Genomic DNA, 15,216 nt, shown 5'->3' on the forward strand with positions numbered 1-15,216 from the left:
GACCATGCAGCCTTTGCATCTGCTTCTCGTAGAAGACAACGCGCTCGACGCGGAACTGACCCTGACGCAGCTTGAACGCGCCGACTATAAGGTCGACGTGCAAATCGTCTATACGGAGCAGGGTTTCATAGCGGCGCTCGAGGCGTCCGACTTCGATGTCATCCTCGCGGACTTCGTGATGCCGGTGTTCTCCGGCGTCGAAGCGTTGGCGATCGCCCGCGAACGCGTGCCGCATACGCCGTTTATCTTCGTCTCGGGTGTGCTCGGCGAAGAGCATGCCGTCGACATGCTCAAGCGCGGCGCCACCGACTATGTGCTGAAGCAGCGCCTGCAACGGCTGCCTGCCGTCGTGCGGCGCGCCTTGACGGAAAGCACCGAGCGCCAGCAGCGGATTGCGGTTGAGCGCGCTCTGCGGGAGACCGAAACGCACTTTCGCTTGCTGGTGGATGCGCTGAAGGATTACGCCGTCATCACGCTCGACCAGGAAGGGCGGATCCGGACCTGGAACGCGGCATCGGAGAGAATTCTCGGGTTCGCGGCGCAGGATGTGGTCGGACGGTCGGCCGAAGTGTTCTACGGTCAGGAAGATCGTGACACCCATGTGTTTGCGCAGGAACTGGAAACGGCGCAAGTTGATGGCAGCGCGAGCGACGACCGCTGGCTCTGGCGCCGGGACGGCCGCTCGTTTTTTGCGTCGGGTGTGACAACAGCGATTCGTGCCGATAACGGCGAGCTGATCGGCTACTCGAAGATCATCCGCGACGTCACCGAAGAGCACATGGCCGCCGATGCGTTGCGCGTCGCGAAGGAACAGGCAGAGACCGCGAATCGGGCGAAGGATCACTTCCTGGCGGTGTTGTCGCATGAACTGCGCACGCCATTGACGCCAATCGTTGCTGCCGTGCGTTTGCTGGAGATACGCCACGCGTTGCCCGCCGATGCCCGGGCGACGCTCGAACTGATCCGCCGCAATGTGGAGCTCGAAGCGCGGCTGATCGACGATCTGCTCGACCTGACCAGCATCGCGCGCGGCAAGCTGTCGCTGAACTTTGCGAACGTGGTGCTGGAGACGCTGATGTCGAGCGCGCTCGATATGTCGGAGTCGGATCTGCGCGGCAAGGGCCTGACGCTGGAAACGACCTTGGGCGCTACTTCTACCTTGGTTTTCGGCGATGCCGCGCGCTTGCAGCAGATCGTGTGGAACCTGATGAAAAACGCGGTGAAGTTCACGCCGGCGGGCGGCCGTATTGCGGTGCGGATGTGGAATCCCGATGTATCGACTGTCGCGATTTCAGTCATCGATAGCGGCATCGGGATTAGCGCCGAAGCGTTGCCGCGGATCTTCTCGGCCTTCGAACAAGCCGACGATTCCATCACGCGGGCGTTCGGCGGATTGGGGCTGGGCCTGGCTATCGCCAGTACGCTTGCGTTGAAGCATGGCGGAACGCTCACGGCGCAGAGCGATGGGCGTGACAGGGGCGCGCGGTTCACGCTGACGCTGCCGCTCGTCAAGGCGGGGACGGAAGATGAAACGTCGCCTCGCGCGATGCGGGACCCCGATGAAATCGTGCGGTCGCTGAAGGTCCTGCTCGTCGAGGACAACGAATACACCTCGTCCGCCATGGCGCAGGTGCTGGAGTTGCTCGGACATCAGGTCGGCGTTGCCACCACGGTCGCGGAAGCGCTGGCTTTGGCGCGGGGTGAAACGTTCGATCTGCTGGTCAGCGATATCGGACTGCCCGATGGCAGCGGGCTCGAAGTCGCGCGCGCGTGGACTGACTTGCAACCCGGCAAACCGTCGGTTGCCATCACGGGATACGGCATGGACGAAGATATCCGTCGATGCCGCGATGCCGGGTTTTTGGATCACCTGACCAAGCCGGTCGACTTCGCGCGGCTGGAGTCGCTGATTCATGCGTTGGCGCGGCGGCCGGGCGGCGCTTAGTGCATGGGGTTTCCCAAACAGTAGCTTTGCACGCTTCATTTATCCGCGCTTCGGCTTGTCCCGTTCCACGAGCTTCGACGCCATGAAGCGGTGTTCCGGCGAGAACAGCCGCCGGTAGGTCAGCAACACCGCGCCCACCGTTCCCAGAGCCGATGAAGCCGCGATAAAAAACATGATGACGATCTGATAGCGGACCGCCTGCAGCGGCGATTGCCCCGCCAGCACCTGGCCCGTCATCATGCCCGGCAGGCTCACGAGGCCGACTACGGTCATCTGGTTCAGCGTCGGGATCATGCCAGCCCGCACGGCTTGTCGCGCGGGTCCCTGAGCCGCTTCCCATCGCGTGGCGCCGAGCGCGAGCGACATCTCTACCGTGCCGCGTCCCGCCGTCAGTTCCTCCGTCATCCGTTCGATACCAAGCGATACCCCCGTCAGCGTGTTGCCGAGGATCATGCCGAGGATCGGTATGGCGTATTGCGGCTCGTACCACGGATGAATCCGGATCACGACGAACAATCCCACGGCGGCCACCAGCCACGAACTGACCCAGATCGACACGACGCTATCGACGCGCTGCCCGACGTACGTGCGCCTTCCGCGATTCGATGCCGACAGTCCCGCGATCAGCGTCATCAGCGCCATGAGCGGCAAGACGACGTACCAGCGTGAAAACTGGAAGACCCAGCCGAGCACGTACCCAATGGCAAGCAGTTGCACGACCGTGCGGACCGCCGCCCACATCAGCTTGCGCTCCAGGTCGAGCTTCAGCGCGATCGATAGCAACCCGTTGACCAGGATTAGCGCCGCCGCGATCCCGATATCGAGCAGACTCAGGTTCTGATAGCCGCTCATGACAAGGTTCCCGCGGTCATCACGAGCTGGCGTTCGCCAACACGCTGCGCCTGCGCCGGATCGTGCGACACCCAAATGCTGGCGCGTTCGCCCGGGTGTTCGTCGAACCAGGCGCCGACGAGCGCTTCTATTTCGAGCGCGGAAGCGGGGTCGAGCGATGCCGTCGGTTCATCGAGGAGCAGCACGTCGGGCTCCACTTGCAGTACGCGGATCAACGCGGCAATCTGCGCTTCGCCGCCCGATAGCTCGCTTGCGCGTTTATCGAGGAAATCGGCTTCGCGGCCGGCGCGCCGGGCCAGGCTGAGCACGCGCTCGCGATCGAAGCGTACGTCCTGGTACACCTTCAGCGAAAACGGGTAACGCAGGTTGTCTTCCACGCTGCCATCGAGCATGGCCGGGCGTTGCGCGATATAAGCAATTCGCCGCCGGTACGCGGGAATACGGGCGCGCGTGATGGTTTTGTCGCGCCACTGGATCACGCCGTCATCGGCACGATCGAGCAAGGCAAGCGCACGCAGGAACACGCTCTTGCCCGACCCCGACGGGCCGGTGACAACTGCACGCTGACCGCCTGACAAGGCAAACGTGGTGGGATGCAGCAAGACTACGCCGCGCACGGGATCGCGGCGGGTGAGCGCTGTGGCGCGGATCAGGGGCGTGTCGGCTGGCGTGGACATGGCGAAGACAGGCTCGGGAATGGTCTCGGAGCGCAATCATAAATCAGCGATGCCCAAGCGATCCCGGGTGTGTTGCACTTGAGTCCGGATATGGCTGTATGCGCATCGGGGACGGCGTACATGCGGGGGCTGACCGGTATGTAAAACCAGTCGATATCATCGCCGGGCACGGGACGTGCTGCCCGATGTTTCAAGAAAAATAGAGGGAGCCGCTATGGCGCTTGGCCGGAAAATCGGAAAAACAGTCGCCTGGATCATTGGCATTCTGATCGTCCTGATCGCTGTGCTGGTGATCGTTTTCTTAACCTTCGACTGGAACCGGGCCCGTCCCTGGGTCGACGATAAAGTCTCGCAGGCCATCGGCCGGCAGTTCCAGATTACAGGCGACCTGAAGGTCGGCTGGCAGCGGCCGCCCGGTGAAACCGGCTGGCGCCGCTGGGTTCCGTGGCCGCGTTTCTCGGCGGAAAAAATCACGATTGCAAACCCCGACTGGACTAAACAAAAGTTCTTCGCGACGCTCGACGAGATCGATTTCCAGGTCGCAATTCTGCCGCTGCTCGCGCATAACATTGTGATTCCATCGATCAATCTGGTGAATCCCTCAGTCGATCTGGAACGCCTGAAAGACAACCGCAATAACTGGACGCTGAAGTTCAAGCAATCGGCTGAACCGTCGACCTGGAACCTTCAATTGCATGACATCGCGCTGAACCAAGGCAATATTGCCTATGCCGATGAAATCACGAAAGCGGACATGCAAGTCGTTGTGAATACGCTGGGCCAGATGATTCCTATCGGCGACGTGATGAAGCAGCAGGAAGCGGCATCGCAGAAATCGTCGGCGCAAGTGGTCGGCAAGAGCGGCGCGACCAAGCTGAACCAGCAAGTCGATAAAGCGGCGGCATCTGAAGCAGCGGCTGCCTCCGCGGCATCGGCCGCAGCCGCTGAAAATGCGAGCGCGCCGAATCCGGCGAGCGTCTCGGCGAACACCAGCATTACCACGAAGGAAGGGCCGAAGCCGCCCGTGCCGCCTTATGGCATCGGCTGGACGGTGAAGGGCAAATACAACAGCGTGGCGGTTTCAGGCGACGGCAAGGTCGGCGGCGTGCTGGCGTTGCAGGACGCCATGCGCCCGTTCCCCGTGCAGGCCGATATTCGTATCGGCGATACGCATATTGCATTTGTCGGGACGGTGACGGACCCGGCTCACCTCGCCGCACTCGACTTGCGGCTTTGGCTGCAGGGCGTGAGCCTCGAGCATCTGTATCCGATCGTCGGCGTGACGCTGCCGGCAACGCCACCGTATGCGACGGAAGGGCGGCTCGTCGGCCAGTTCAAGGCCGACGGCAATGTCTTCAGGTACGAGAACTTCACCGGCCGCGTGGGCGGTAGCGACCTGAACGGCTCGCTGACGTTCGTGGGACGCAAGCCGCGGCCCTTGCTCTCGGGCGAGCTTGTATCGAACCTGCTTCAATTCTCCGATCTCGCACCGATCATCGGCGCCGATTCCAACGCGAGCAAAGCGAAACGTGGCGACACCGAGAAGCAACCGTCGTCGAAGGCGCTGCCGACCGAGGAGTTCAAGACTGATCGATGGAAGGCGATAGACGCCGACGTGAAGTTCACCGGCCGCAAGATCATCAAGGACCCGGCGCTGCCGATCACCAACCTCTATACGCACGTGCTGATGACGGACGGCGTGCTGTCGTTCGAACCGCTGTCGTTCGGCGTGGCGGGCGGGACGTTGTCGTCCAACATTCACCTCGATGGCAGCAAGGAGCCGCTCGAGGGCCGTTTCTCGACGTCGGCGCGGCATCTGAAGCTCAAGCAGTTGCTGCCGACCGTCAAGACGATGCAATCAGCGCTGGGTGAAGTGAACGGAGACGCGGCGTTATCGGCGACGGGTAACTCGCCGGCCGCACTCGCCGGAACCATGAACGGCGAGATCAAGACGCTGATCACCGACGGCACGGTCAGCCGGCTGTACATGGAAGCGGCAGGGCTGAACGTGGCGAACGCGGTCTATGAAAAGCTCTTCGGCAAGCACGACGTGAAGATCAACTGTGCGGCGGCGGATTTTGTCGCGACGAATGGCGTGCTGGATTCGCGCGTCTTTGCCCTCGATACCGACGATGCCGTGATCAACATGGACGGCACCGTCAATCTGAAGACCGAGGAGATGGACCTGAACATTCATCCGCACACGAAGGGTTTCCGGGTGTTTTCGTTGCGCTCGCCGCTATACGTGAAGGGGACGTTCAAGGACCCGCATGTGGGCGTGAGTGCCGGCGCGCTGGCGGCACGCGGCGTGGCGGCGGTCGGGCTTGGTTTGCTGAACCCCTTTGCCGCGCTGATTCCGTTGATCGCACCGAGTAACAACAAACCGCTGCCGTGCACGCAAATGCTTGCCGATATGCGTACTGCGCCGTCAGCGCCACCGCCGGGACAGAAGCAAAAGGCGAAGGGTGCGCCCGGGTATATGGAGCCGGGGGTGACAAATCCGGCGGCCGGGTCCTCGTCGTCCGACAAGTCGAACGAGGCGACGAAAAGTGGAAAGGGAAGCTCGGCCCGTCCGGCAGTGTCGACGCCGGCCAGTGCGGCGCTTTATCGCGGCAGCTGACAGGCGGCACGGAGGTAGCCCATTTCGTAAGATGAATCAATGTCGTCCAACTATTCAACGCCTAAAAATGCGCGTCTTGACGCGCATTTTTAACTTCTATGTACAAAAATGCGCAGTATGATGCGCATTTTGTCATGACCGATCGACAAAAAACGGTTAGAAAAAATGCGCATCATACTGCGCAAAAATCAAAAAAAGCCTACAATTGCGCCTCATGACGCGCAAATACACAGACCCCATCAGCAATTTCGAGCGAGTGGCAGCGGAACTTCGCTCGCTCCGTCGTGAGCGACGCATGAGTCAGCAGACGCTGGCTGATCGCGCGGGCGTGGCCCGGCGCACAATCACCAATGCGGAGGGCGCGCAGAACGTCGGCCTTCATGAGCTTTGCCGGATCGCCAACGCGCTCGGCTACGACTTCACGCTGCGCCCGAAAGACACGGTGGTCTACGAAGACCTCGACTTCTTCTTCAGGGAGGATGAATGAGCACGCCGTCGCCGCTTAAGCCCGCTCCGCCGTTCGACCTGGAACAGCTCTTCGGCAAAATTCGCCGTCTCGACGTCCACACGCCGCAGGGCATGGCCGGTTTGCTGGCGAAGGAGAGCACGTTCGTCTTCAACTATGGCGAAGTCGAGCCGGACGCGGCTATTTCGCTGACCATGCCTGTACGGCGCAAGAGCTACAGCAGCGGCGCGCTGATGAACGTGTTCGCGATGAATCGCCCGGAAGGTTATTTGCGATACATCATCGAAGAACGGCTGGCCCGTTTCGGCACGCCCAGCGACATGTTCCTGCTGTTCCTCGCCGGACGAAACCAGATTGGCAGACTCACCTACGCGCTGCACGGCCAGACCGTGCCCGAAGGCGAAGGCGAGCGGCTTGACGAACTGCTGTCGTCGCCATCAGGACAATTGTTCGAGCGGCTGGTGAACAAATATGCGCTCGGTTCGGGCATTTCGGGCGTGCAGCCGAAGACCGTCGTGCCGCTCGCTCCGGAGCGTCCCGCAAGCGTGGCAACGATCGACGCACACGCGGCGTTGCCGCTGACCACGGTGATCGTGAAGGCCGAGGGCGACGACTATGAGGGGATCGCCCGCAACGAATTCCTGTGCATGTCGGTGGCGCGCGAGGCGGGTTTCGACGTGCCGGATTTCTGGCTCTCCAACGACGGCCTGCTGTTCGTCATGGCGCGTTTTGACCGTGCGCCGGACGGCACGCCGCTCGGCTTCGAGGACATGAGCGTGCTGACCGGCAACGACAAATATCGCGGCAGCTACGAGATGATCGGGCGGGCGGTGGAGGTCTACACCGGCGCCGATTTCCGTGCGCAATCGCTGCGTCTGTTCGAGCGCGTCGCACTCTCGTGTTTTCTACGCGATGGCGACGCGCATATGAAGAACATCGGCATTATCTATAGCGATCCAACCGGCCCGCGCCGGCTCTCGCCTATCTACGATGTCGTCTGCACGGGCGTGTATCCGTTGCTGGACGGCCGGATGGCGCTGAACCTGAACAAGTCGAAGGTTTTCCCCGTGCCCGGGCAGCTGATTGCATATGGCGAGCGGCTGGGCCTAAAACGCGCTGAAGCCGAAGCGATCCTGCTGCGTATCGACCAGGCATTCGATACCGTGTCCGAGCGCCTCAGCCACGACGATCGATACAAGGCCGACGACCTGCTCGAGCGGATTCGAGAGGTGATCCGTCGCACTGGCCCAATTCCTGTCGCTCATGTGAAGCGTCCGGCCTTTCGTGTTCCCTGAGACGTCAGCACCGCAAAGCGCTGACGAGTCACCGCTTTTGAGTCACGTCGATTAAACCGTGCTGCGTCAGCGACTTAAGCGTTGAGCCCCGAGCTTATCAACAAGCCTGCCCACAATTACTGGGGATAACTCGCCGGTTGGTGCCGGGCCAGGCAACACACCAAACCGGCACGCAACGCATGGTTCAAAACGAATCGATTCAAATCTGTGCTTATTTATCAACGACTTGAGAAGATAACCTCACGCTTGTCCACAGGTTCTTCAACAGTTTGTGTGCACAACTTCGCTGGCTAAAACACTCGAATCCGCATGCCCGGCGAGCTTTGAAGCTGCGCCTGAAAAGCGTTTCCGTTCAACGCGTTCCGGGGTTTGTCAGAACGTTGTCAACAGGGTCGTCCCCAATTTCTGTGCACAACGTCGGCCACTGTCGCCATCCGCATGAATGCTGCGACTAGCAACAGTCGGACAAAAGCCTGTATTTATCCGCAAGGCGTTTCGTTTTCCGTCTTAAAATTGCGCCGCACCCCTTTGTCGACCGGGGTGCCGTGCGCTCACTTACCGGCGCTCAAGCACAACCCTACTGAAAAAGGTTCATGCGTGAAGCAGTTAACCATTCGAAATCGGATTCTTGTGAGCTTCGGCGTGATCCTCGCGCTGATGCTGGTGATGGCCGTCTGTTCGTACATCCTTCTCGGTGCAATCGACCGGGATGCGCGCAGCCAGGAAGAAGATTCGTCGCCGGGCGTCTATCTCGCGACGACCATCCGGGCGGCGTGGTTTGAAAACTACACGGTGACCCAGCGGCTGATATTTATCGATACCGAGCCTGACCAGGTCCGTCGCGACACCCAGCGCATTGCGGAAACCCGCGATTCGCTCGACAAGCTGATCGACCAGTACGCGTCGACGGTTTTCGATGAAACCGATCGCCGGCTCTTCAACGATTTCAAGCAGCAGCGCTCTCTTTATGCGCCGATCCAGGAGCAGATCCTGGCCGATATGCCGGCGTCGAAGGCGGCTGCCGTCAGCGCCTTCAACACCCAGCTCACGCCGGTCTGGGAAACGGGGCGGACCGTGGTGCGGGCGCTTGTCGAACGCAACAACGAGCAGCAGACGCGCTCGTCGAAGAGCATTCGCGATTCTGTCAGCAAGGCTGAGATCACGTTGCTCGTAGTCGTGCTGGCGACCTTCCTGGTGGCGGCATGGGCCGGCTTCCTGTTGCTCAGGGCGATCGCGGTGCCGATGCAGCGGCTGGTGGAGGTCGTCGATGCAATGCGTACCGGCGATCTGTCGCAGCGCCTGCAACTGGAACGCGGGGATGAATTCGGCGCGCTGGGAGCGGGCTTCAACCGCATGACCGACGAACTGACCGGCTTGGTCGGTCAGGCGCAGAAGTCGGCGGTGCAAGTCACGACATCGGTGGCGGAAATTGCCGCGACGGCCCGCGAACAGCAGGCCACGGCAAGCGAAACCGCCGCGACGACGACCGAGATCGGCGCCACGTCGCGAGAGATCTTTGCCACGTCGCGCGATCTCGTGCGCACGATGAACGAAGTGTCCGGCGTGGCCGAGCAGTCGGCGCTGCTCGCCGGAACGGGCCAAGTGGGCCTGACGCGGATGGAAGACACCATGCGGCTCGTGATGGAAGCCGCGGGATCGGTGAACGGCAAGCTCGCGATCCTCAACGAACGCGCGAGCAACATCAACCAGGTGGTGGCCACCATTACGAAGGTCGCAGACCAGACCAACCTGCTGTCGCTGAATGCGGCAATAGAGGCGGAAAAGGCCGGTGAATATGGGCGCGGTTTTGCGGTGGTGGCAACCGAGATCCGCCGTCTCGCAGACCAGACGGCGGTCGCCACTTTCGATATCGAACAGATGGTGAAGGAGATCCAGTCAGCGGTCGCGGCGGGCGTGATGGGCATGGACAAATTCTCCGAAGAAGTCCGGCGCGGCATGACGGACGTGCAGCAGGTCGGCGGCCAACTATCGCAGATCATCCAGCAGGTGCAGACGCTCGCGCCGCGGTTCGTCATGGTCAATGAAGGCATGCAGACGCAGGCGACGGGCGCCGACCAGATCACGCAGGCGCTCGCGCAATTGTCCGAAGCCGCGCAGCAGACGGCCGAGTCGCTGCGCCAGTCGACGCAAGCTATCGATGACCTCACGCACACCGCGAATGGCCTGCGCACCGGCGTATCTCGCTTCAAGGTGGCGACGTAATGTCCCGCGCACTTTCCGACCATTCGATCGGCCACTGAGACCATGCTCTTCATCCAGTTCACGCTCGATAACGACCGCTATGTGATCGACAGTTCGCAAGTCGAGCGCATGCTGTCGCTTGTGCCGCTGAAGACCATGCCCAGCGTGCCGGATTGGGTCGCGGGTGTGCTGGAATATGAAGCGTTGCCCGTACCGGTCATCGACCTGGCTGCGCTCGCGTTGGGCCGGCGTTCGCACGAACGTTTGTCCACGCGCCTCGCCCTGGTGTTCTATCCGCATGAAGGCCCGACAGGTGTCGAACATAAGCGCCTCGGCATCTTGCTCGAACGCGCCACACGAACGCTGACACTCGACGTTGCCGCGTTCAGCCCTGCTGGTATCGAAGCGACTGACGCGCGCTATCTCGGGCCGCTCGCACGCGACGCTCAAGGTCTCGTTCAATGGGTCCGCATTGAACACCTGTTGCCGGAGCACGTGCAAGCGCAACTCTTTACGCAGAGCGAAGCATGAAGCACGGTACGCGTTCCGATCAGGCCCGTCGCACGGCGCACGCGCTGGACAAGACCCACGCGCTGCATGAAAGCCGTCGCGAGCCGCTCCCGCACGCGCAAGTCGTGCAGTTCGCCGGGCTTTTACAACGGACCATGGGTCTGGACCCGGTGTCGATCGGCGAGAATGCGATCGAACGGGCCGTATCGGACCGGTTTGCGGCGTGGCGGGCGGCAGGTGCCGATGGCCTGGACGAATCGCGGGCCAATCTCGAAGCGTTCTGGCTGGTGGTGAACGGCGTGCCGGCCCAATTGCAGGCCTTGATAGAAGCAGTGGTTGTTCCGGAGACGTGGTTTTTCCGCGATACCGAGGCGTTCAACGCATTGGTCAAGCTGGCGCGGACGCGGCTGCTCGATCAGCCGTTCAAGCCGGTGCGAATCCTGAGCCTGCCGTGCTCGACGGGCGAGGAGGCTTACTCCGCCGCCATGGCCATGCTCGACGCGGGGATTGCGCCCGAGCGTTTTTCCATCGATGCCATCGATATCAGCGGCCATGCGCTCGATATCGCCCGCCACGCGCACTATGGCGGCAATGCGTTCCGCAGCCGCGCGCTCGGATTTCGCGAGCGTTTTTTCGCGCAGGCGGGTGCTCAATGGCGGCTGTTGCCGGAGGTGACGGAGCGAGTGCAGTTTCGCTAGGCGAATCTGCTGACGCTCGATCCGCAGACGTTCGAACCCTTCGATTTTGTCTTCTGCCGCAACGTGCTGATCTACTTTGGCCGGCAGACGCAGCACACGGCCATGCGGGTGCTGGACGGCCTGCTCGCGCTGGGCGGAACACTGTTTGTCGGACCGGCGGAAACGGGGCTGATGATGCGTGAAGGCATGGCGTCGGCGAAACTGGTTCTGGCGTTCGCGTTCAGACGGCCGGAAGAGGGAGACGGGAGTGCTCGGCCGACGCTGACCAATGCGCGCAGTCCGGGCGAACAAAGTTTGGGCGTTCAGCCACGCGCATTGTTCGCTGCCATTGCCGCTGCAGAGCGGGCAATGGAATTTGCCGCGAGAGCGGCGACGCCAAAAGCGCCGGTGGAGCGTGCGTTTAGCCATCGAGGCGTGCCGGCTACGAACCTGAACGATGCATCGCCACGCTCATTTTCATTCGGCGCGCCGCGCGCAGCGCCAGACATGTCGGTCCACGCACACTCTGCCGCCAAGCCGGGCACGCTCAAACAAGCCCAGGCACTTGCCGATGCTGGCGCCTTGCTCGAAGCCGCCGATATCGCGCGGTCCTATCTCAAGGCGCATCCGGCCGCCGCTAACGCGTACTACTTGCTTGGTGTGATCGCCGATGCACAAGGTGAGCAAAGCGAGGCGAGGGGGTTTTACAAACGCGCGCTTTATCTTGACCCCGGGCATGGCGAGGCGCTGACGCATCTTGCCGCCGTGCTCAGGCTGGAGGGCGATAGCGCGGGCTCGCAGCTGTTGCTGGCCCGCGCTGAACGTGCCGAACGTGCATCAGGAGGCCGCCATGAGTGATCCTCGCGACCTGAGTTTTACCGCAGATATGGATGCTCCGATCGACGACTGCTGGAACCGCATCGGCGTTCGCGGCGATGGTTCGTGTCCGCGCCTGGCCGAGTACATCCATTGCCGCAATTGTCCTGTCCACAATGCCGCCGCGGCACGCGTGCTGGACCGCGAGCATTCCGCCGATACCGCGATCGAACACACTCCCCTGCATCGCCAGACGGCGCAGTCGCTGACCGACTATGCGGCTCGCGAGGCCGATGCCACGTCGTGGCTCGTATTTCGCATCGGCGATGAATGGCTGGCTTTGCCCACCGCGATCTTCCAGCAGGTCGCTCAGTTGCGCCCGATTCACTCGTTGCCGCACCGGCGTCATCGCGCGGTGCTCGGCGTGGTGAATGTGCGCGGCACGTTGCTCGTATGTGCGTCGCTGGCGCGCTTGTTCGGGATTACGTCGGTGGTGGGCCAGGATGGACGCAGACCGGAGCAGCAAGGTACCGACGCCCGGGATCTTGCGCGCTTGCTGGTCATTGAACCGGGCACAGACGCTGGCGAGCACGGTGATCTTGGCAATCCGATCGTGTTTCCCGTCGATGCAGTCGACGGCGTGCATCGTTTTGCGCGCGCAGATTTCCAGGCGGTGCCAACGACCATCGCCAGCATGTCGGCATCCCACGCGGTCGCCGTGACGGCGTGGAATGGCGTGACGGTCGGTCTGCTCGACGCGGCCAAACTCTTCGAGACCTTGAACCGGAGCTTCACATGAGCGGCGCTGAAACGGGACAGGGGTCAAGCCGCCGCCAGCCGTCGCTCATCGACTTGTTTCGCGAGGAAGCACGGGCGCAGGCTCAGATCCTGAGCGATGGCCTGCTCGCGCTGGAACGCGCCCCGCGCGATCCGGTGACGCTCGAAGCCTGCATGCGGGCGGCGCACTCGCTGAAGGGCGCGGCGCGGATCGTCGGCGTGCCGGACGGCGTGAGCCTCGCGCATGTGATGGAAGACTGCTTCGTCGGCGCACAACAGGGCCGCGTCAGCGTGGACGCCGGCATGATCGATGTGCTGCTGAGCGGCGTCGACCTGATCTTGAAGATCGGGCAGGGGTCCGGTGACGAAAGTTTGTCGCAAACCGACGTGGACGCATTCGTCGATGCCTTGAATGCACGGATGAACGGCGCTACCGTCGCGACGTCCGCATTGGTTTTAGACGTGCCTCAGTCTGGCGCTGACCTTGATCTATCGAATGAACTGACACTCTCCGCGCCGGTGGTCGAGCAAGCCGCGTCCGATCAGGCCCGTTCCACTGAAGTGCGCGAACCGGCCCGCATGCTGCGCGTTCGCGCCGATACCCTCGACCGCTTGTTGAGTCATTCAGGTGAATCGCTGGTTGAGTCGCGTTGGCTCAAGCCGTTCGCGCACTCCATGTTGCGCGTGAAGCGGATCCAGCGGGACGCCAGCCGGGCGCTTGATTTCCTGCACGAATCGCTGACCGAGGCGGCTGCCTCGGCAACGGGTTCATCGGCTGGCTTCTTGGCCCCGACTGCAACAGCAGCGCTCGACGCACGCACCCTCGATGCGCTGGACGAGGTGCGCCGCCTGAACGCGGAAGCGCATCGCCAGCTCGGTGAGCGTCTGGCCGAACTTGAAAACTACGACCGGCGTTCGACGCATCTCTCGCAGCAACTCTACGACGAAGCGCTTGAATGCCGGATGCGGCCTTTCGTCGATGCCACCGGCGGTTTTGCGCGCATGGTCCGCGACGTCGCGCGCTCGCTCGATAAACAAGTGCGCTTCGTGATTGCGGGCGAAGCGACGGAAGTGGATCGCGACATCCTCGACCTGCTCGACGCGCCGCTGGGTCATTTGTTGCGTAACGCCGTCGATCACGGCATTGAAGCGCCATCGTTGCGGCGCGCTCTAGGCAAACCGCCGGAAGGCACGATCACGCTGGAAGCCCGCCATAGCGCCGGGTCGCTTTTTATCAGCGTCAGCGACGACGGCGGCGGCGTGGACCTCGACGCGCTGCGCCGGGCCATCGTCCGGAAACGCCTTGCCAACGAGACCACGGCTGCACGTCTTTCGGATGCCGAACTATTGGAGTTCCTGTTCCTGCCCGGCTTCTCGATGCGCGATACCGTCACCGATGTCTCCGGCCGCGGCGTCGGCCTTGATGCCGTGCAGGACGTCGTGCGCCAGGTGCGCGGCAACTTGCGCGTTACGCAGGAAGCACTGGGCGGCACGCGTTTTTTGATGCAGTTGCCGCTAACGCTGTCGGTGATTCGCAGTCTGATCGTCGAAGTGGATGGCGAGCCGTACGGTCTGCCGCTCGCGCACGTGACACGCACGCTCGTCCTGCCGCGGGCATCGATCGACCTGCTCGAAGGACATCAGCATTTCGCGTTCGAAGGGCGGCGGCTCGGCATTGTCACCGCTCACCAGATCCTGCGCTCAGGCTCGTTCGAAACCGCCCGCGACACGCTCAATGTCGTCGTGATCGGTCAGGGCGCGACGTGCTACGGCGTGGTCGTCGACCGCTTTCTCGGCGAACGCATGCTGGTCGTGCAACCGCTCGACAAACGCCTGGGGAAGATACCGAATATCGCAGCGGGTGCGTTGATGGAAAACGGTGATCCGCTGCTGATCGCCGATCTCGACGACTGGCTGCGCGCGGTCGAAAAGCTGGTTGTCGACGGCGAGCTTGGGCGTGTTTCTTCGGGCATGACGAGCGTGGTCGCCGCGTCGAGAAAACGCGTGCTGGTGGTAGACGACTCGCTCACTGTGCGTGAACTCGAACGCAAGCTGCTGGCCGGGCGCGGTTACGACGTGACGGTTGCCGTCGACGGCATGGACGGCTGGAACGCGGTGCGCAGCGAGCACTTCAACCTGGTGATCTCCGACATCGACATGCCGCGCCTTGACGGCATCGAACTGGTGACGCTGATCCGGCGCGATCCGCAACTGCGCGAGACCCCGGTGATGATCGTGTCGTACAAGGATCGCGCGGAAGACCGCCAGCGGGGGCTGGATGCAGGAGCGGACTATTATCTGGCGAAAGGCAGTTTCCACGACCAGACCTTGCTCGATGCAGTGCGGGATCTGATCGGCGAAGCGCAGTCGTGAGAACAC

At 62.3% G+C, this 15,216-nt stretch carries 10 protein-coding genes and 1 pseudogene; 9 read left to right on the forward strand and 2 right to left on the reverse strand.

Annotated features, from left to right (window positions below; translation table 11 throughout):
• The first annotated feature begins 4 nt into the window (after positions 1–4).
• Positions 5–1,945: a response regulator gene (locus ACSQ83_RS05485; RefSeq protein WP_436227446.1), complete on the forward strand. Its 1,941-nt coding sequence runs from the start codon at positions 5–7 to the stop codon at positions 1,943–1,945.
• Positions 1,946–1,984: 39 nt separating this feature from the next.
• Here ACSQ83_RS05485 and ACSQ83_RS05490 read toward each other — a convergent pair whose 3' ends face one another.
• Positions 1,985–2,797, reverse strand: coding sequence for an ABC transporter permease (locus ACSQ83_RS05490; RefSeq protein WP_414952028.1), 813 nt, complete (start codon positions 2,795–2,797; stop codon positions 1,985–1,987).
• A complete protein-coding gene (locus ACSQ83_RS05495) occupies positions 2,794–3,474 on the reverse strand; it encodes an ABC transporter ATP-binding protein (RefSeq protein ID WP_436227447.1) in 681 nt (226 codons plus the stop codon). The genes ACSQ83_RS05490 and ACSQ83_RS05495 overlap by 4 nt, the downstream gene beginning before the upstream one ends.
• 214 nt (positions 3,475–3,688) lie before the next feature.
• Between ACSQ83_RS05495 and ACSQ83_RS05500 the strand changes: the two genes are divergently transcribed.
• The 8 genes and pseudogenes from ACSQ83_RS05500 (at position 3,689) to ACSQ83_RS05535 (ending at position 15,210) form a co-directional block, all read left to right on the forward strand.
• Positions 3,689–6,094: an AsmA family protein gene (locus tag ACSQ83_RS05500; RefSeq protein ID WP_436227448.1), complete on the forward strand. Its 2,406-nt coding sequence runs from the start codon at positions 3,689–3,691 to the stop codon at positions 6,092–6,094.
• 214 nt (positions 6,095–6,308) lie between these two features.
• On the forward strand, positions 6,309–6,581 hold the full coding sequence (locus tag ACSQ83_RS05505) for a helix-turn-helix domain-containing protein (protein WP_414967823.1): 273 nt from the start codon (positions 6,309–6,311) through the stop codon (positions 6,579–6,581).
• The gene (locus ACSQ83_RS05510; protein ID WP_436227449.1) at positions 6,578–7,855 is read left to right on the forward strand and encodes a type II toxin-antitoxin system HipA family toxin; all 1,278 of its coding nucleotides are present in this window, start codon (positions 6,578–6,580) and stop codon (positions 7,853–7,855) included. The genes ACSQ83_RS05505 and ACSQ83_RS05510 overlap by 4 nt, the downstream gene beginning before the upstream one ends.
• Positions 7,856–8,512: 657 nt before the next feature.
• Positions 8,513–10,078 (forward strand): methyl-accepting chemotaxis protein, encoded by a 1,566-nt coding sequence (locus ACSQ83_RS05515; protein WP_436227494.1) that lies wholly within the window; start codon positions 8,513–8,515, stop codon positions 10,076–10,078.
• 42 nt (positions 10,079–10,120) lie between these two features.
• A complete protein-coding gene (locus ACSQ83_RS05520) occupies positions 10,121–10,588 on the forward strand; it encodes a chemotaxis protein CheW (protein WP_414952022.1) in 468 nt (155 codons plus the stop codon).
• 134 nt (positions 10,589–10,722) lie between these two features.
• Positions 10,723–12,102: pseudogene (locus tag ACSQ83_RS05525) on the forward strand (CheR family methyltransferase).
• Entirely contained in the window at positions 12,095–12,859 is a 765-nt protein-coding gene (locus ACSQ83_RS05530) for a chemotaxis protein CheW (RefSeq protein ID WP_436227450.1), read from the forward strand. Before ACSQ83_RS05525 ends, ACSQ83_RS05530 begins: the two are co-directional and overlap by 8 nt.
• On the forward strand, positions 12,856–15,210 hold the full coding sequence (locus ACSQ83_RS05535; RefSeq protein WP_436227451.1) for a hybrid sensor histidine kinase/response regulator: 2,355 nt from the start codon (positions 12,856–12,858) through the stop codon (positions 15,208–15,210). The genes ACSQ83_RS05530 and ACSQ83_RS05535 overlap by 4 nt, the downstream gene beginning before the upstream one ends.
• Positions 15,211–15,216: the final 6 nt, after the last annotated feature.

Origin of the sequence: Caballeronia sp. LjRoot29 (assembly GCF_964252755.1) — a bacterium.
Taxonomy (GTDB): domain Bacteria; phylum Pseudomonadota; class Gammaproteobacteria; order Burkholderiales; family Burkholderiaceae; genus Caballeronia.